Annotated in this window: 11 protein-coding genes; 8 read left to right on the top strand and 3 right to left on the bottom strand. The window is 40.0% G+C overall.

The features are described 5' to 3' along the window. Window positions 1–298 precede the first annotated feature (298 nt). Window positions 299–1,126 carry a hypothetical protein gene (locus M23134_RS38085; protein ID WP_002697104.1) on the bottom strand — a complete coding sequence of 276 codons (828 nt, stop codon included), beginning with the start codon at window positions 1,124–1,126 and terminating at the stop codon, window positions 299–301. A 482-nt stretch (window positions 1,127–1,608) separates the two neighbouring features. Here M23134_RS38085 and M23134_RS13880 point away from each other — a divergent pair, with 482 nt between their 5' ends. Then, entirely contained in the window at window positions 1,609–2,094 is a 486-nt protein-coding gene (locus tag M23134_RS13880; RefSeq protein ID WP_002697105.1) for a hypothetical protein, read from the top strand. A 61-nt stretch (window positions 2,095–2,155) separates the two neighbouring features. Here M23134_RS13880 and M23134_RS13885 read toward each other — a convergent pair whose 3' ends face one another. After that, complete coding sequence (locus M23134_RS13885) at window positions 2,156–4,369, bottom strand: TonB-dependent receptor plug domain-containing protein (protein WP_002697106.1); 2,214 nt, start codon at window positions 4,367–4,369, stop codon at window positions 2,156–2,158. 518 nt (window positions 4,370–4,887) lie between these two features. On the opposite strand from M23134_RS13885, the gene M23134_RS13890 reads away from it, so the two are divergent. Genes M23134_RS13890 through M23134_RS13900 form a run of 3 tightly spaced genes read left to right on the top strand, consistent with a single transcriptional unit; the run spans window position 4,888 to window position 8,058 of the window. Next, entirely contained in the window at window positions 4,888–6,186 is a 1,299-nt protein-coding gene (locus tag M23134_RS13890; RefSeq protein WP_002697108.1) for an ABC transporter ATP-binding protein, read from the top strand. A 37-nt stretch (window positions 6,187–6,223) separates the two neighbouring features. After that, window positions 6,224–7,135, top strand: a complete 912-nt coding sequence (locus M23134_RS13895) for a hypothetical protein (RefSeq protein WP_002697111.1) — start codon at window positions 6,224–6,226, stop codon at window positions 7,133–7,135. Between the two features lie 17 nt (window positions 7,136–7,152). Beyond that, window positions 7,153–8,058, top strand: coding sequence for a hypothetical protein (locus M23134_RS13900; RefSeq protein ID WP_002697113.1), 906 nt, complete (start codon window positions 7,153–7,155; stop codon window positions 8,056–8,058). A 197-nt stretch (window positions 8,059–8,255) separates the two neighbouring features. Here the strand turns inward: M23134_RS13900 and M23134_RS13905 are convergent, their stop codons facing one another. After that, entirely contained in the window at window positions 8,256–10,784 is a 2,529-nt protein-coding gene (locus M23134_RS13905; protein ID WP_002697114.1) for an efflux RND transporter permease subunit, read from the bottom strand. A gap of 206 nt (window positions 10,785–10,990) precedes the next feature. On the opposite strand from M23134_RS13905, the gene M23134_RS13910 reads away from it, so the two are divergent. The 4 genes from M23134_RS13910 (at window position 10,991) to M23134_RS13925 (ending at window position 18,468) form a co-directional block, all read left to right on the top strand. Beyond that, entirely contained in the window at window positions 10,991–11,443 is a 453-nt protein-coding gene (locus tag M23134_RS13910; RefSeq protein WP_045113563.1) for a tetratricopeptide repeat protein, read from the top strand. 253 nt (window positions 11,444–11,696) lie between these two features. Then, window positions 11,697–12,476: a sterol desaturase family protein gene (locus M23134_RS13915; RefSeq protein WP_002697116.1), complete on the top strand. Its 780-nt coding sequence runs from the start codon at window positions 11,697–11,699 to the stop codon at window positions 12,474–12,476. A 410-nt stretch (window positions 12,477–12,886) separates the two neighbouring features. Next, window positions 12,887–13,399 carry a PaaI family thioesterase gene (locus tag M23134_RS13920; RefSeq protein ID WP_045113564.1) on the top strand — a complete coding sequence of 171 codons (513 nt, stop codon included), beginning with the start codon at window positions 12,887–12,889 and terminating at the stop codon, window positions 13,397–13,399. Window positions 13,400–14,115: 716 nt separating this feature from the next. Continuing rightward, window positions 14,116–18,468, top strand: a complete 4,353-nt coding sequence (locus M23134_RS13925) for a GEVED domain-containing protein (protein WP_002697119.1) — start codon at window positions 14,116–14,118, stop codon at window positions 18,466–18,468. Window positions 18,469–19,338: the final 870 nt, after the last annotated feature.

Raw genomic sequence — 19,338 nt, forward strand, 5'->3', positions numbered from 1 at the left:
AAAAGAGGAAGGTGAAACGTCGAAGTAGTAAAATAAACGTGCCAGTTTTCGCCCAGAAAACTTATTTTTTGCCCTGTCAGACACATCACCAGCTAAACCGTTTCAGGCTCAATTGCTTACGTTTTTCAGCCTGAAAGTATTAGCTCAAATATGATAAATAAACTTATAGTGAAGAAGCCTTTATACTATTTTGAAGGGGGAAGACTATATATGATTGAGTATAACATCAAATATTCCCCCTTATTTTGTATAGTTTTAAAGTAAATATTAGGGTCTACAAAAACTTTGTAGATTTAATTTATTTAAAACTAATAATTTCTAAAACATCACCCTCAAATGATACTTTGGCTACAACTGTGTGGGTGACTATTCCTCCAAAGGAATTTTTTCCTCTGAATATAGTCTGCACCTTTACATGTTTGATCATGTCAACCCAACTTGAGCTTACATGTTTAAAACTATCTGGGTCATTCATCTTAGACTTGATGTGTTTTGTAAGTTTGACATGTGAACCATCCCAAATACTAAATTGAGCTTCAATTACTTTCTTGCGTAGTTTTTTAGCGTAATCAAATCTATACTGTGACTTTTCCTTCATTTTTTGTTTAATGCGGTCATTAATGATTTTGTAAGGAGTAAAATCAACTTGAAGTTGACTTTGATTAGTCATCAACTGTGTGAATTGGTCATCGGATAAGCTTATCAATTGCTTTTTTATATATTCTTCCGAATTATCAATTACAATAAGGGCTTCTATTTTTTCTGCAGAATCCTTGACGAAAGGAGCTATAGTCTTTGATTGATTTAAAAAAACTTTAGCTTTAGCAATGTCACCATCTTTCAACGATTGATGTGCTTTTGCTATGTATGCTAGACCTTTGTTACCAACCTTTATGTCTGCTGAGATTCCAAAAGTCATAGCCAGAATAAAAATTAAAGAGCGGGCAACAATAGCTATTGAAGGTTTCCAAGTTTTTATAAGAGATGGGTAAACTTTTGGTATTAATAAAATAGTTGTTAATGTGAGCAAGCATCCACCAACATATACACCACGACTAAGCCAAGCAATTGCAAGAATGGCTGATAGAATAACTCCTGCTATTTGAGCTTTTTGAGTATTGTTCATTGTTACAGTTTATTGTTAAAAAATGAGTATTATTATCCACTTTTATGCAGTTATGAGTACTGTTAGGATAATTTGTGTTTGATTACCTGGTTTTCTGTATTCAGAAAAAGAAAACCTTATATTAAACCTCTTATCATGGAGGCTTTTCTGACATATACTTGTTTTTGGCTAGCGTGACGGAAATTAATTGGTAGTTTTTTTTGGTAGGTGTTATTGTTAAGTTCAATTGTAGGTGAGTAAGCGCTTTTTTGATGGGGATTAGTGGGTGAAAACAACAAAATAAACGTGCCAGCTTTGCGCGGAAATTTTATTTTTTACCCTTGTCAGTTATATTACAGGTTAAACTGTTTAAGCTTCAATTGCTTACGTTTTTCAGCCTATTTGTCACCTCTTTTGCTCGCCAAATCGTCACCCAAAATATTTGAATCGGGCGGGAATTTTGCCGATTTTTATAATACCAATTATTTAAAACATCGAGCATCATGAAAAAAATCGTCATCAACATTCCAGAGGTAAAATGGAACATCAGAACTATGTTTGACAAGCTTGTGAAAAGCTTGACGTATGAGGTAGATGAAGCAGGAGAAAAGCTTCCCAAAAGCAAAACAAAAAAGCCTGTTGAAAAACAAACAACTTTGCAAACGCAACCAAAACCAACACAAAAAACAGCAGCGAATGAAAACACTCCACCACTTTTTCCAAAAACTCAAAAAAACTCAAATACCAATAAAATTCAGATACAAAAAGAAGATTTAGCCTTGATTTCTACAGCCTTGATTCGTTACAAGAAACACCTTGCCCAAAACAATCAGCTTGAAAAAGCGAAAAAAGTAGGCACACTCGATCAAATGTTTTATGAAATGATGCAACCCGCCAAGGCATCGAGTGAAACTGTGACTCAACCACCGTCGAATTTGTCGGAAAGGTACAGGCAAAACAAAAGAGAGCGAGCGACAAATTTGGGGTAAAAAAAAGCGACAAGGGGTTTAACCTTGTCGCCTAAAGCCTGTTGTCGATTGTTTACAGCAACTAAAACCTCACCATTGCATTGAGCAAAAACGACCTGCCCGGTGCTGGAATCAAAGAGTTGTAGTAGCCCTGACTTCGTTGGGTAAAATCATTGCCACTGTTGGCGCTTCGTACCCCTGGCAACATATACAGGTGGTTAAAGATATTATTTACCTTTAACATCAGTCTTACCATCCCTACATTATAGGCCACATTTCCATTAAAAATAGCATAAGGTGCCAAGCGGTAATCTTGATCACGGAGTGGGTTTCTTAGGTAAAGTTCTCGTTCGCCTACCATGTTAGACCTTAAGTTGATATGAAACCGCTGGATAGGAATATGTACCCCTACATTGAGCTTGTGCGTAGCAATATCGCCTAGGTTAGCTTCTCCATCTATCCATTCGCCCGCCTGGTGGTCGTAAGTAATGCCACTTTTTACATCAGTATAGTTATAATACAGATAGCCCTTGATGTCGCCCGAATTGGGCAAAGGGTTAGGCAGGTTGTAGCTTAATTTGTAGCCCACCCCCAGTATTTTACGTTGTCCGGCATTTTCGGCTTCCTCTTTTATCACATTGTTATACAAGGCATAGTAGCCTATTATTTCGTGTAAAAGTCGCCCGGTTTTACGCAAAAGGTTTACTTCCATATTTTGTACCTTCTCTGGCTTCATGTCAGGGTTGGCACTTCTACCGTTCCAGCCCCCCCACAAAGAACGTGGTGATGGTTCCTGAAATGCTTCTCCATACAGTAATTTGATAGCAGAGCGACTGTCAGGCTTGAAAATAAGCGATACTCTGGGGTTGATTGATTGCCCATATACTGAGTTGCGGTCGTAGCGTACCCCTGTATTGAAACGAAACTTGCCTATATCAAACACCCCCAAAAAATATCCACCCACATCGTGGGTAATTACCTCATTTTCAGACGGAACATCTCGGTTGGGGGTAGGTGATATAATAAACGAGGGATCAGTACTGAGCGTAATACCTCCACCTTGCCCATAAGGACCGTCAGGGTTTTCTAAAGTCAGTGAACTATAAGACCCTGTCCAGTAACCAGGTACATCGTAGTTTTTAGCAAGTATTTTTCGTTCATACTTTACTCCAGTAAGCAACTGAACGTGCTTGCTTAGTTTAACATTTAGATTATCTCTAAACAGTACACTACTACTGAAGGTGTTCCAATTGGTATAGCTCACATAAGAGTAAGCCTCCCTGCCTGGGTTCCAGTCTGGCTCAGCCTCTGCCCAATCGCCCCAGGTACGCGAATTACGGTATAGCAATGTTGCATTGTTGCTGATATTACCCTGGTCAAAACTGTGGCGTAAATAGTACTGGTTAGAACCATTGTTCCAACCTGCATTGTTTTGGGCACGGTCTGCCACAAACTCATTGCCGTAGCCATTGTATCTTGTCCACTTAATAATGCCTGCCTCAAACCCGCGATAGGCAACATTAGCCACTAAACCAAATTCTTCGTTAAGGCTGCGGTAACGCCCCAGTCTTTCCCCCCTTATTTTGAGCCCAAGTAATGGACCCCAAATGTCTTGATTGCCGTACAGATCATCTGACAAAAAATGCCACCGATCTGATATGTCTTCTGCTTCGCTACGAAAAATCCGGCCAGACACAGAGTAGCGCAAGCCTGCTACATTCCCCCTTACACTGGCATCTATTGCCCCAGTTTGATTGCTGCCACCGATAAAGTTAATATTCCCCTTATTACGTCTAAACTTTTCCCGTTTAGTTACCACATTGATAATGCCCAGAAAAGCATTAGGCCCATACACTACCGATGCAGGACCTGAGAGTACCTCTATACGCTCGATAGAGCTCATGGGAAACTGTTCGCCTAAGGCAGCAATGTGCGACCATAAATCATTGACAATGATCCCGTCTATCATAAACAAGGTTCTTTGAGTGTTTACGGTGCGGTAGCCTCTCTGGTAGGCATTGACGTAAGAGTTGCCCCCTGATACCGGAATCAGGTCAAAATCGGGAAGATCGGCTACTACCTCGTGCAAACTGGTGTAGCCTCTGTCAGCAATGTCTTTTGCCGTGAGTACTACCATAGAGGCAGGAGCATCCAATACCGTTTCTTTTACCCCAGATGCAAGGGTACTTTTGGTACTTAAAATGTCACTTACCGACAATTTGTACAAACGAGTATTTGAGGTGTCAGAGATTTGGGCAAATCCCTGGGCAATGAACCCCCACAGGCCTAACACCATAATGAATGTCCTTTTTTTCACTGGATTTTTTTTTGATGAGATAAATAAAAAGTTAAAAACTAATCTAAAAGCTTGTTTAAAAAGCACCTATCAGGTGAATTTTAAACAAGCCCTAAATAGGTCATCACAAGTGTAGCAGTCAATCAATAGTGTCTGTTTTGCCAGAGCAAATCACACATTGGAACTTCCAGGTGATGGTAAATTTTTCTTAAAGATGTTGAACAGTGCTATTTTGGTGGTGCCTTTGGTTAGATGCTGGGCTGTAGGACGGTTGCTTATCAGAATGGTTAGGGCATAGAAGAGTAACTTTATCATTCAATGTTACTCTGTTTAAACTTAAATTTTGCGTGAATAGTTACTTTTTAGTTAAATATTTTGTTTTTTAGCGTTATTTAGATCAATTATTCGGTGTTGTAGGTTTTTACTTGGATTAAACAGGTTGCTAATGCAACATTACTTTGTAAACCAAGTAAACTATAATTGAAAACTATACAGTTACTAAAACCTATAAAAACACTATGAGTAAACGTATCAATGATCGAGGCATAGAAATAGATTTATTATTGGATGACGAAAACCTGCCTAGAGCAATTATTCGCTTGCTTGATTTTGTGCAAGATTTTAGTACCAATGCAACCCATGTAAACACTGCTTTGGAGATTAGCACCAGTCAAAAACAAGTTATCCGCGATCAGGAAAACCAAACCATCACCTACGAACAAGCCCTCCAGCGTACTGCTGAGATTATTCAACGTATCAGACAATTAAAACAAGACATTGCCGATGTATATTTGTTGGCAGTGCACGTAAACGCTCAAAATACCCGGCAGGTACAAACCGAAACGGCTGAGCTGACGAATGTAGCAGGAGAAGAGTTTAAGGAAGCCATGCCCATTTTGATGGAGTGTTTTGGCTTGAGCAAATATTACCGAAAATCAGGTTTTAGTTTGTCAGGCATAGACCTGCACCTACGTTTGGGCGAGATTACAGGAGTCGTAGGAGAAAACGGCAACGGAAAAACCACCCTCTTTAAAGTCATTACCGGAAATCTGCAACACGACGCCGGAGTGATTGCTTTTCCGCTGTTGCAAAAGCACCAAATCAGTAAAGATAAGGTAGACTGGATAGAGGTAAAGTCTGAGATAGCCTATGTAGAGCAAGAGTTACCTTCGTGGCATGGCACGCTCAAGCAAAATATTCATCTTGAGTTAGCACAACATGGCATCAAGGGAGCATATAACGAGCAAAACACTGCTTATATACTTGAGCGCCTGGGCTTAACCGAACATGCCGACAAAAAATGGTCAGAACTATCGGGAGGATATAAATTGCGCTTTGCTTTGGCAAAAGCCCTGGTATGGCGCCCCAAAATGTTGGTAATAGATGAACCCCTTGCCAACCTGGATGTACGCTCTCAGCGTATTGTATTGAACGACTTGAAAGACCTTGCCAAAAGCGCCAAATATCCCATCAGTATCATTATTAGTTCACAGCACTTGCACGAAATAGAAAGCATTGCCGATAACCTGATGTTTTTGCAAAAAGGACGCATGGTATTTAGTGGCGATAAAAATAACATAGGAGATGCCCGGCTGCACAACTTTTTTGAGCTTTCGTGCGTGTTGGAAAAGAGGGCTTTGGAAAGTTTACTTACTGGTTTGCCTGTTTCCGAAATAGAACATAATGGTTTGTCTTATGTGATTACAGGCAGTAAAGAACTAGACGGACAGAAAATATTAGAAACGCTCGTTCAAAACAATGTAGAAGTAGAGTATTTCAGAAACATTAGCAATTCAGCCAAAAGGCTGTTTTTATAAGCCAACATATACACAAACACTGAAACACTAGATCACGATGAAACCTGAATTTCTTAAAAAAATTGATAATTATTTATTAGTCAACTACCCTGTCATCTGGCAATCCCGGATACTTTGGGTAGGAACCTATTCACTGGCTTTATTTGCCTTGTTCTATTTTTTTGGCGATCGGTTTGACTATGAGCCTTACGAAAATGGAGAGTTTAGTTATTATTACCACGAACGGCAAGACCGGGTCATGTTTGGGATATTGCCTTTGTTTTTGAGCATACTTACGCTCTTTTATTGGTTGTATACCCAGTACCAACAAAAAATAGACTATAGCAAACTGTCATTGGGTGGATTTACCGCTACTACTTTATTGAATTTTGCTTGTGTGGTTTTACTCTTTTTACCCGCCATTGGTTTGGCATACAGTACACTTGACTTTCCTCGTAACCTTGAAAATACCTGGCTGGGGATTCAAACTGTAGTTACCTTAGCTACGGCAGCTTCTATACTCCCTTTTATATTACGTCAATATACGATCATAGAAACCGTGTTGGTGATCTTTTTTGGTTTTGTTTATTGCCTTGGAGTAGCGTTGGTTTTTGCCGGAATATTAGAAGTAAAAGGCGATAGTGTAATGGTCACCATATTTGTAATAAACTACCTAGTGTTTTTGGGCTATGTGCTGGTAAAGTTTGCCAACCGAGAGATTACCCAAAACCTTAAGCGTCTTGCTTTGCTTTGTGTGTTGGCATTGCCTTTGGTTGTTCCAGCCTTTACTTACTATGCAGGGTATTATAACTATAGAATAGAGCGCGCGTATGAATATGCTTTAGGTTTCAAAGGAGATCCTTTTACCCTCAAATGGATGGTATTGCATGTAGTCACTGTCCTTACTACTTATAGCCTGTTGGCTTATTTTATGTATCGTTCTATGGTATTTCCCGTTAAACGAAAGTAAACAGATATTATCGCACTATGGCTTTTGACAAAATTAAACCTGAATTTTTAAAACGTTTAGACCATTACTTGCTGGTACACTACCCGGCAATATGGCATTCTAAAATAATATGGGTAGCCTTTTATTCCCTATCGTTGTTTGGCTTGTTTTATATGTTTGGCGATCATTTCGACCAAGAGGTGGACAACACAATGCAGCACTATTTTTATGAGGGTAACGACTTTGTAATGTTTATAGGCATTCCTATGTTTTTGGCAACGCTTATGGGTTTATACTGGTTATATATTCAATATCAACAACAAATAGATTATAGCAAGTTATCATTGGGCAAGTTTGTAGGTATTGCCGGGCTCAATTTTCTTTGCATGGCACTCATCTTTTTGCCTGTAGTAGGGTTGGCACTTAGTACACTTGACAACCCCAGCAATCAGACAAGTGCTGTGATGGTAATACAAGTGTTTTTGAGTATGGCAACTTTTACCTCAGTATTACCTTTTATTTTACGTCAATACAAAATCATAGAAATTGTGTTAGTCATCTTCTTTGGTTTTATTTATAGTATGGTCGTAGGGGGGCTTTTGGCAGGTATATTCAACGAGGCAGCCCTTGGCATGTATGTCATCAATTTGTTAGTTTTTGCGGCTTATGTAGGGCACAAGTTTTACCATAAAACATATAACCAAAACACCAAGCGTTTAGCGTTGTTTTGTTTGTTGATGCTGCCAGGGTTGTTTCCTATAATATTACATTTGTTAGGAGTTTATGGCTCTTATGAAACAGCTTATTTGGCGGTTAACAAGGGGGATGGGGGATTTCTAGGCATCAAATGGATGCTTACCAACATTGTAGCCATTATATTGATCTACAGCCTGATTACACGCTTTATGTATCAGTCTATGGTAGCCCCTATGTTGAGGAAATAAGTAAACATTAAAATACAAAAAATGCCGTGTAGCTCTGGAGTTACACGGCATTTTTTATGCTTCATACAGGTGAGATGCTTTCTAACTAATGAATTGTTGACTACCTATGAACCGAATCTACAGCTTGCTGTGGTGAGCTCAACGGAGTTAAATAGGGCGCAACTCGCCCCCTGTCGGAGCTTCTAACTGATTAAGACTTAATCCTTTGCTTCGTCTTCTTTATACACCTTGATCAAGTCAGTATCCAACTCTTCGTCGTCTTGTTCCAGATGAAACTCGTCATACTCTTCGATAATTTGCATTTTGTTTTTGCTATACTTGCCATTGTCAAACGACAGTAACATAGATGGAAGCAAAATAAGGTTGGCAAACATGGCCGACATCAGCGTAATAGAAGTAAGCCCACCCAAAGACACAGTTCCTTGAAACTCGGACGATACAAATACAATAAAACCAAAAAATAAGATGATAGAAGTATAGATCATTCCGGTGCCTGTTTCTCTCAGGCTTTTAAGAATGGCGTCAGGCACATTGAACTTATTCAAAAACAACTCTTGTCGGTAACGGGCAAGGTAATGAATAGAGTCATCTACTGCTATCCCAAAGGCTATACTAAATATAAGCGCAGTACTGGGTTTAAGCGGCACTCCCAGAAAGCCCATCAATCCGGCAGTAATTGCCAGCGGAATAATATTGGTAATGATAGATACTAAAATCATCCGGAAGGAACCAAACAACGCTGCCATTAAAATAGAGATGAGCAAAATAGCCAGTAATAAGCTGTTTTTGAGGTTGTTAACCAAGTACTTGTTTCCTTTGATAAACAATAGGGTGGTACCTGTGATATTGACTTTAAGCTTGCGTGGGTTAAAAAACTCTCTAGCAACATCCTGGGCAATATCGGCTCCTTCGCTCATGAGTTCTTCATCACTGAGCTTAGAGTAGTCAATGGCTTTTTGCTCGTAAAATGTTTTGGCAACCAATGGACGTACTACTTGGCTGACCAACGAATCCATCTTGATAGAACCTACATCGGCTACTTTAAGCGAAATACGCATGGTTTGCCCAGTGCTGTCTACAAAAGCAGTAAGCAACTTAGAAGTAGGGGTTACCTTTTTATCTTTTTGGTTGGTTTTGAGGTATTGTATGATAAAGCCCTGGTCGTTGCGGGTGGGCAAACTATAAAAAGACGAATCGTTTCGATAATATGCCTGGCGGGTAGCTTTTATAAAGTTGATCATAGACACAGGAGGCGAGAGTAAGGTGATTTTTCTTAATTCTTTTTCAAACTCATCCACCTTTTGTAAATTACGCAAACTCATCACTCCTTTTTTGCGCCGTGTATCTATCACAATTTCCAGCGGCATTACCCCGCTAAAGTTTTGTTCAAAAAAAGCCAGGTCACGTTTGATTCGGCTTTCGGGAGGAATATCGTCTACCATAAACGCCACCATTTTCATTTTAGAAATACCAAAGCCGCTCAATACCAAAATAACTACCAATACCAAATACACTTTTTTACGGTGATTGAATACAATATTGGCAAAGGTAGTAAGCGTAGCGTTGAGGTGTTTGCGGTCGAGGTGGGTAAGCTCATGAGGTTTGGGTTTGGGTAAAAAGGAAAAAAATATCGGCAACAGTATAAGGCTTACCACAAAGGTACTCATGATGTTGATACTGGCCACAATACCAAACTCGCGCAAAATGGTGATTTCCATAAAGCTAAACACGAAAAAACCAATGGCAGTGGTAGTATTGGTCATCAGGGTAACCACCCCAATTTTACGAATAATAGTACTCAGGGCACGTATCTTACTTCCGTGGCGACGAAATTCCTGATGGTATTTGTTGAGCAAATATACTGCATTGGGTATGCCAATCACCACCAAAATAGGCGGCAATAGCCCCGTAAGAATGGTAATTTCAAACTGGAATAGTCCCAACATACCCATTGTCCATACTACCACCACCGCAATAATGATAATAGGAAACAATACCGCTTTGAGTGATCGGAAAAATAAAAATAAAATCAAAGCCGTGGCTCCCAATGATACTACCAGCAACAGGGTAAGTTCTTTGCCTACCTTGGTCATCATCATAGAACGCACTACCGGCACTCCTGCAAAGTGCAGGTCAATTTGGGTATTTTCGGTAAACTTATCGGTTAATTTATATATCTTCTTTATGAGTACATCGCGATCGGGCGAGTTAAGAATGTCGCGTTTCATGGATGCCAATATCAAAGTAGCTCCATTCTCGGCATTGACCAGTTGGTTTTCGTAAAACTTGAGCGTTTTGGCAAAATTGAGCAAGCTGTCTAGCTCTTGTTGGGTAGCAGGCTTTTCGCTAAATACCGGTTTGCCTACAAATTTGCGGTTTTCGGTATCTTTTACCAGGTATTGCATGCGGGGCAACGACAACACCTGCGTGATACCCTCCAGCTTTTTTATCTCGTCGGCAAGCTTTTTCAATTCATTAAAATTGGCAAGCTTATAAACATTCTTGTCTTTCAGACCAATTGCCACAATGTTACCATCTTCGCCATATTGGGCTTTAAAATTTTTGAGGTATTTAAAATCTGCATCAGACGGAGGTACTAGTTGAGCAAGTTCATAGCTCTTTTGCACCTTCAGGGCGTGGTAGCCCATAAAAGCTGTAATCAATGCAATAATTACAAGGAATACAGGACGGCGTTTGAGTATGGTATGGGCAATTTTAGTCCACATAAAGATCGTGTTTTGGTGTTTTATGATAACCCGGTATTTTCAAAATTCTAATGAACAAAGCTAAGGATTAACCTTTGAAATATCCAATAAACAGTACGTTGCCCTCAGCTTAGCTGACGCAATAACCAAAAAAATCAAAAAAAAACTAACAAAGTTATATAAAAGCTGTGCGTTATCGTATTACAATTACCTACAACAAGAAAAATATGAAAACTGTTTTTTTAACACTGTTTGATGCAAAGGGTAACACTGCCCGAAAAGGTCTTTGGTGCATTGGTTTTTGCCTTTTGTCAACAGGACTTTTTGCCCAGTCTTCTGCCGTACACCACTTTACCTTGGGACAACAAAAGCGCAACCAGGGCAATTATGCCAAAGCCGTGACCCACTTTACCCGTGCTTTAGAACTAGATGCCAGTCTGGTACAAGCCCATGAGTTGCGTGGGTATAGTTACGCCTGCTTACGTAAGTACCGCCAGGCGCTCAAAGACTACAACAAAGCCCTGACAATGGGTTATGAAAATGCCATGCTCTACCTCAATAGAGGATGGGCGTATTACAGTTTAGGCGAAAAAGACGAAGCTTGCATCAATTGGGAAAAGTCGAACCTAATGGGGTACAAAGGGGTAGAAAAGGTTTTGAAGAAATACTGTGGGTTTTAGCCACTCAGAGAAAAAGGTACAAGCAATGCACTTGTGTCCCTACTTGGAAGCGTTCAGGTAACTGTGTTTTTTTTGAAAGTATCAACACTGATAATCAGTAAATTAAAAATTATAAACACAATTTTGTGAACACTACCCCTTCCTCTATTCACTGATTTTTTCCTGCCATTCGTTGATTATCCTGCTACTATTCTCTAAAAATTGCGTTGGTTTATATATAACATACTATTTCGTATAAGAATAATAAACAACTATGAGTGTAATTTTAGCTATAGAATGGTACACCCGTTGGGGGATCATATTGGGTATACTTGCCCTGCGTTATTTTGTGGTAGCGGGCATTTTCTTTGCCATTTTTTATGTCATTCGCAAAAAATACTGGATCCACCGTCGTATTCAAACCCGCCAACACCAGGATCAACAGTATTGGCAGGAAATTAAGTATTCACTGAGTACTATGTTTATCTTTTCTATCATTGCCATTAGCATTCTGTCATTCAAAGAGTACACCCTCATTTATCACGACATTAGCCTGTATGGTTGGGGCTATTTATTGGCCAGCTTTCCCTTGATGGTGATTATTCACGACACTTATTTTTACTGGACTCACCGCTTGATGCACCACCCCAGGCTTTACCGTATCATGCATCGCACCCACCACCTGTCGCACAATCCGTCGCCTTGGGCAGCCTTCTCTTTCCACCCGCTCGAAGCCATCATAGAAGCAGGCATTTTCCCTTTATTGGTATTTACCATGCCCCTGCATCCTTTAGCTATATTTACCTTCTTGTTGTTTATGATGACCCTCAACGTAATAGGGCACTTGGGTTATGAGGTTTACCCCAAAAACTGGACACGCCACTGGTTGGGGCGTTGGCAAAACACCAGTACTCATCACAACATGCACCACGAGTTGGTCAAGGGTAATTATGGGCTCTATTTCAATTGGTGGGACAAATGGATGGGCACCAACCACGAGCATTATTTAGAGCGGTTCGACGAGGTCACTGCTCAAGCAAAAAAGCCCGTTTGACGACGGGCTTTTCATACAAAATGTGGGTGTTTTTTTGGGTGACTATCAACAATATTCTACAACTATTTGAGTCAAAATGACCTATAAACTATCAGTTGTCTATGCACCTGAAAATGATTTATTTATCTGTATAGGGTTAAACCCTACCATTCGTTTCTTCTTGAAAAGAATGTGTGTTGACAATATCAAAGACTGATAGATAGTGAATGTAAACAGTGCTCGTATGAGCTGTTGACTAAACGTGGTGGACTATTGATTTATAGTATTTACCCAAGCAAAGGTTAACAGCTTTGGGTAAAAACTTTGTGGTATAAAAAATAAAGGAGTGGGTCGTAAAGTTGTATAGATATTTCACAAATTTCTTATAGATTACCAGCCAAATGGGTAATCATCACTCTAAAAAAAATATTATGATAGCAACACAAGAGAATGAGGGTAATCAAATTTTTTTTCAACACACTATGCCAAACAATGTGTGTTTTGGCTGTGGGCACGAAAACCACGAGGGGCTCAAGATAAAAAGTCATTGGGAAGGCGATGCCAGCGTATGTGTGTGGGAGTCGCAAGAAAAATACAATGGCTGGAAGGGAATTATGAATGGAGGCATTATTGCCACTATCATAGATTGCCACACAATGGCAACAGCTACTATGCACGCCTACAAAGTGGAAGGTAACCGCCCCTGGAACAGCGACCCTGAATACCGTTATGCTACTGGTACCCTTACTGTAAAGTACCTAAAACCTACTCCAAACGATGTACCCGTAAAATTAGTCGCTAGAGTAACCGAAGTAAAAGGACGCAAAACAGTGATGACATGCGAGTTGTGGTCAAATGATCAAAAAACCGCTGAAGCCGATGTAGTAGCTATTCGAGTATACGACAGCAGCCAACAGAATGGAGATAATCCCTTTAAGGGATAGTCAATGATGTTAGGGCAAGTTTGATGCTCATCTGTTTACAAACCTTAGCATCTTACTTGCCTACTAACCCCTCTTATTATATGGACTACTATGTGTGATTTCAAGTAGGTACCTTAATTTTATTACTTACCTATATAAATAGGGATTTGCAAAGGATTAAAATGTAAGCAAAAAGTTTCTCCTTTCTATTCGATCTTTACCTCCGTTTACCTCCATTATCATTTTTTTTGTATATAGAAAAAGTTAAATTATAACTTGATATAGTTATATTTAATGTTTGTAGAATTCTCCGTAGTATAATTTTATGTATATTTTAAGTGAAAATATTGTAAACTTTTGATAATCAGAAGCATAGCATTTGTTTTTGCATTTGTTCTCAGAATGTTGTAAGGGTGCTTTGGTTTTTTGGAGAAATAATCTATCAAGATAATATCAAGCTTCGCTAATAAATTGGGAGAATGTGAGCTATAACAGAATTACCTTTGTAATAGAGAAAAATCTGCTAATGTGTTGTTCCCCGAAAATAGGTAGGAGGTTAGATGATTAAATTTAATCATACCCAATCAAGATGTTTCTATACAGATAATTTCTTTAAGTACTTCGGAAAGCTAAAAGGTCTTTTATTTGGACAATAAGGCATTGCCATTGATGATGTTTTTAGCTTGATATATTACACCTTTGCAGACCCAATTTATTACATTTTAACGATAAAAACGATGCGTAAAAACTTACTACAGTATAAGCTGTGTGTACTCTTGATCATGTGCTGGACTATGAGCGCCTGGGCGCAAAAAATCCCGCCACATTATAAATGTGGGCACTTACCAATGCATAAAAAGTTAATGCAACGAGCCAATCCATTGCTAAAGCAGCAAATAGAAAACGCACGTCAAATATTAGAAAAGCAAACCACTGAGTATACTACCCTAAGTGCACGGCAAAGTTCTGCCAGTCAAAGTGTACTTACTATTCCTATTGTATTTCATGTAGTGCACGACGGGGGCGTAGAAAATATTTCAGATGCTCAAATTATAGAGTCAGTAAAACAACTCAACGAAGATTTTAGTGCTACCAACCCAGGAGTGGGCGATGTCGTAAACGAGTTTAAACCATTGGTGGCAGATGTGGGACTTAAGTTTGTTCTTGCCCAAAAAGACCCCAACGGCAACCCTACTACAGGTATTACTCGTACTCGCTCTTCGATTACTTATAATGGAGGCAATCTAGATCTTAAACGACTCATTCGCTGGCCGAGAAATATGTACCTCAATGTATGGGTGGTGCGTAGCTCTGACGGGGGCAATGGTTCAGGTTTTGCCTTTTACCCATCAGGTACAGTAGGTTCCAACGCTGTTTATGATGGAGTAGTAGTTTCGCATTGGGCAGTAGGGCGTACTGGTACTGCTGCTGCCACTCACTATAAATTATTGACTCACGAAGTAGGTCACTGGGCAAACCTAAAGCATATTTGGGGGGGCGACAGCAGCAACAGCGATGATAGCGCCTGTAACGATGATGACGACGTAAGTGATACACCTAATACTAAAGGTACCACTGGGTGTGAGCTTACTGCTACTAGTTGTGGATCTTTAGACAACAACCAAAACTACATGGACTATGGGACTTGTTCTGAGATGTTTACCGAAGGACAAAAAACCCGTATGCTTGCTGCAATGAATTCAAGTGTAGGTGAGCGTAACAACCTTTGGACTCAAGCTAACCTGGATGCTACTTTATATTCTTCGGCTACCCCAAGAGTTGTATTTGCCAAAACTACTTTTAGCGAAAGCAAAACCAACGACGGAGGTATAGACGAAACCATTGAATTAAACTTATTAGATGGAGCTACTTTTAACGTTGCTTCGGGCGAATTAGACGCTTCGGCTTATAGTATTACTGGACTACCTACTGGTTTTTCGGCCAAAATTACCATCGCAAACAATACTACTGCTGAGCTTGTTTTGCAAGGCAGCACCGATTTGCACGCCAAAGCAAATAGTGTGGACGATATTAGTTTAAGTTTTAACGCATCAGCGTTTGGAGTAGTGGTCAGCAATTTGACTACATCTGGCATTGGCATTGACTTTATCAACCCTTATACAATAGTATACGAAGACATCAATGACCTACAGGTGACTACCAGTGCAGTGTGGACATCCTTTAATATGGGGTTTGGCAACGCTACCTATGGTATTTTTTATAATGCTGAGAAAGCTTCTTTTCAGTTAGAATCTTATGGCAAATCAGCTGTTTGTGAGGCTGGTACCCGCAATATTGTACCATTGCCATTCAATACAGTAATAGGTTCTGTCAGTCAATGGGAAGCCGGAGGAAACTATCCTGATTTGCTAGATGTAACCAATGCTACTCATACCGCCTGGAACGGCAAAACCGCTTATGTAGGGGTGCGTTTTAGTAATGCAGGTAGCATACACTATGGTTGGCTTAAGCTAGAAGTAGCTGCCGATGGTCAATCTTACAAATTATTGGAGTATGCTTACCATGAGCAACCTGATGCTGCAATCCGCGCTGGGCAATCTATGCTTGATGTGGGCAACTTATCGGTATCTAAAACAACAGTGAAAGAAGATGCGTTTGCCAACGACGGTTCAGTAAACGAAACTATTATTTTAAGTTTGTTAAATGGTGAAGAGTTTAACCAAAGTACAGGTGACCTCACCGCTAGCACCCACTTTAGTGTGGCCAATTTGCCTGCTGGTTTATCAGCCAAAATCAAAGTACTGACAACTACTACTGCTGAGCTTTCTTTTACTGGAAAAGCAACCAGCCACGACGAAGTACACAAAGTAAATAATGTGCAAATAGCCCTAAAAGCAGCGGCTGTATCAGGCAACAACGATTTACCATTACCTGTACTTAGCATCTTTTTTATGGATGCATATCAAATCATTTATCGTGATGTAACTCCTGACCTTGAGGTAACAACTGTCAATGTTTGGAATTTTTTCAGAATGGATGTAGGCAATGCTGAGTATGGTGTTTTTTACAATGCCGAGCAGTCTGCTTTTCAGTTAGAGTCTTATGGCAAGTCGGCAGTGTGTGAAGCAGGTACACGAAATATGGTACCGTTACCACTAAATACTGTTATTGGTGAAAACAGCCAATGGGAAGCTGGAGGAGCTTTTCCTGACTTGTTGAATGTAAATAGTCCTACGTATACCGCCTGGAACGGCAAAACTGCTTATGTTGGTATTCGTTTTAATGCAAACGGCAATACGCACTATGGCTGGCTCAAACTGGAAGTAGCTGCTGATGGTCAGTCTTATAAACTATTAGAACACGCCTATAACGAACAGCCTGAAGCTCCTATCAAGGCTGGACAAACCGAAGTTGATGATGAAGTTGAGCCTGAGACTCCTGTAGCAGCTTTTAGTGCCGACCCTACCACTATTTTTGTAGGCCAGAGTGTACAGTTTACTGATGAGTCTACCAACAGTCCTACCAACTGGATTTGGATTTTTGAAGGAGGCGATATTACTACTAGCAACGGTGAGCGTAACCCATTAGTAAGCTATTCTAAAACAGGTACTTTTAGTGTAACCCTTACTGTAAGCAATGCTGAGGGCACGAACACTTTGACCAAAACGGCTTACATTACGGTAATTGACCCACCAGCACCTATTGCTGCTTTTACAGCCAATACTACCAATATCCAGGCAGGTGATACTGTTACCTTTACCGATGAGTCTCTTAATAACCCTACTTCGTGGGCATGGACTTTTGAAGGAGGTACTCCTGCTACCAGTACTGAACAAAATCCTACTGTAACTTACGATCAACCTGGGTTTTATACTGTAACCCTTACGGTGGGTAATTCAGGAGGAGCTAGTATCATAATCAAAAAAGAATACATTATAGTAAGACCTGCTTGTGACTATTGCGACTTTGCCAGTAGCCGAGCTGATTTTGAATACATTGCCGGAGTAAAAATGGGGAATATGACTCATACTTCGGGTGCTGCCGAATACAGCGATTTCAGAGAAAATATGGCCACGGTATTTGCCGGACAAGACAATGCCATTGAGCTTACGCCAGGCTTTGCTGGTACCGAATACAGCGAGTATTTCAGTGTATGGATAGACTATAATGGTGACTGTGATTTTGACGATGCCGGAGAGCTGGTATATACCTCAGAAGGTACAATGAATACAGTAACAGGTATGATTGCCATTCCTGCCGACTTACAAGGAATGACAACGATGCGTGTCGCTATGCGATTTAGTGATGTAGCTACACGCCCCTGTGGTAACTTTGCCGACGGTGAAGTAGAGGATTACACGATTCATATTGTTCCTGGTGATGGTGACAATGATGATGATGATGACGATAACGACAACGACAACGACTATTGTGATGCAGGTGCAGACAACTTAGGCTCTGAGCATATCGCACAAGTGCAGTTAAGCAATATTGATAACTCATCTACATCAAGCGGTTATGCCAACTATACATCAGAGGTGGCCAATGTAAGTGTAGGTCAAACTCATAATTTAACTGTAACGCCAAGTGCAAGCTGGGAGGACAGTAAATTGAGTGTGTGGGTAGACTGGAACCAAGACGGTGACTTTAACGACAGTAACGAGGCCAATGTAGTAACTGGTGTAGGACCTTATAGTATTGAGCTTGACGTACCTGCCGGAGCAAAACTAGGAGAGACTCGTATGCGTATTCGCCTATCTTATGCCAACTCAATGAACGAGCCTTGTGGCAATAGTTGGACTGGCGAAGTAGAAGACTATACCCTGAAGGTACAAAAAGCGGGTACCAGCTCTCAAGAAGCCGAAGCTGGTAAGCCAAAGTTAGTATTGGAAGCAAGTGCTTACCCTAACCCAAGCCCTAACGGACAATATACTGTAGAAGTACCTGCCAACGGACAAGCACAGCAAATGAACATTCGTGTATTCAGCTTGCAAGGCAATTTGGTAACGTCTAAAACTGCCGAAGGTAACCGTACCACTTTGAGTTTGCAAGGATTGGGCAAAGGTTTGTACCACATGCAGGTGGTTAGTGGAGGCAAAGTATACAATAAGAAACTGATTTATCGCTAATGATGAATCAAATATAAACTTTGTAAGCGTTTGAATCATTTCTCACATTAATGAAGTAAAGCGTAATAAATTCAATAGGTTGTCTGTTTTTCAGGCAACCTATTTTACGTTGACAAGGGTACTAGTGCATCAGGTACTAAGTTACTCACATATTATTTGGCGTCCCCGAATCAAGTTCGGCTCACAGCTCCGAGCTTGTTCTCGGAGGACTGTGAGCTTTTGCCCCCTGACTTCCTCGTAAAAAAGTTAGATAGCTAAGGTTCCGATATGCATCGGAATTCAGAAAGCGAACTATCCGCCATTTTCACGACTCGTCAGAAAACAAAACCGAGCTTTTCGCGAGCTCAACGTAGTTAATTCATCCAAATTAATAGGCAACTTATTTAATCCCTAATGCACTAGCGCTGGAAATAAGGTCGAGTCATCGTTCCTTTGTATAGCAAACAATCACTGGTTTGTCCCTTCTAAACCTGCCAAATTCATTAATCGCTGGCGTATAACCAGGTTTTTTGTACTTATTTACCCTCTTATTTACTTATTTCAATAATAATAGGTTAATATTCTGCTTTTTGTGTGATATTCAGTAAGAAATACTGTGTTTTTGTTAAAAAAATGATCTTTGTATTGAATTTACCTCCTGATTATCAAGATAGTACCAACTTTTGCTAATAAAGCAGAAGAGAGTTGGATTTTATCAACCTATATTTGTATTAAGTAAATTCATCTATATTCCGCTATTTTAAAAAGGCCTTTCTATAAAATATGTTTCTACTTAGGTAGAAGCCGGAATGACTACTACAACCAATTATCAGAGAGAGTTGTCATATTACACACTGACACCTCATGCATTAACAATTGACTGATTGTAAA

The sequence above is a fragment of the Microscilla marina ATCC 23134 genome, assembly GCF_000169175.1.
GTDB classification, from domain to species: Bacteria; Bacteroidota; Bacteroidia; order Cytophagales; family Microscillaceae; genus Microscilla; species Microscilla marina.

What these genes read in the sequence shown, in the direction of transcription:
- M23134_RS38085 (WP_002697104.1), bottom strand. Translation starts at nt 1,126, where the DNA reads ATGAACAATACTCAAAAAGCTCAAATAGCAGGAGTTATTCTATCAGCC.
- M23134_RS13880 (WP_002697105.1), top strand. Translation starts at nt 1,609, where the DNA reads ATGAAAAAAATCGTCATCAACATTCCAGAGGTAAAATGGAACATCAGA.
- M23134_RS13885 (WP_002697106.1), bottom strand. Translation starts at nt 4,369, where the DNA reads ATGGTGTTAGGCCTGTGGGGGTTCATTGCCCAGGGATTTGCCCAAATC.
- M23134_RS13890 (WP_002697108.1), top strand. Translation starts at nt 4,888, where the DNA reads ATGAGTAAACGTATCAATGATCGAGGCATAGAAATAGATTTATTATTG.
- M23134_RS13895 (WP_002697111.1), top strand. Translation starts at nt 6,224, where the DNA reads ATGAAACCTGAATTTCTTAAAAAAATTGATAATTATTTATTAGTCAAC.
- M23134_RS13900 (WP_002697113.1), top strand. Translation starts at nt 7,153, where the DNA reads ATGGCTTTTGACAAAATTAAACCTGAATTTTTAAAACGTTTAGACCAT.
- M23134_RS13905 (WP_002697114.1), bottom strand. Translation starts at nt 10,784, where the DNA reads ATGTGGACTAAAATTGCCCATACCATACTCAAACGCCGTCCTGTATTC.
- M23134_RS13910 (WP_045113563.1), top strand. Translation starts at nt 10,991, where the DNA reads ATGAAAACTGTTTTTTTAACACTGTTTGATGCAAAGGGTAACACTGCC.
- M23134_RS13915 (WP_002697116.1), top strand. Translation starts at nt 11,697, where the DNA reads ATGAGTGTAATTTTAGCTATAGAATGGTACACCCGTTGGGGGATCATA.
- M23134_RS13920 (WP_045113564.1), top strand. Translation starts at nt 12,887, where the DNA reads ATGATAGCAACACAAGAGAATGAGGGTAATCAAATTTTTTTTCAACAC.
- M23134_RS13925 (WP_002697119.1), top strand. Translation starts at nt 14,116, where the DNA reads ATGCGTAAAAACTTACTACAGTATAAGCTGTGTGTACTCTTGATCATG.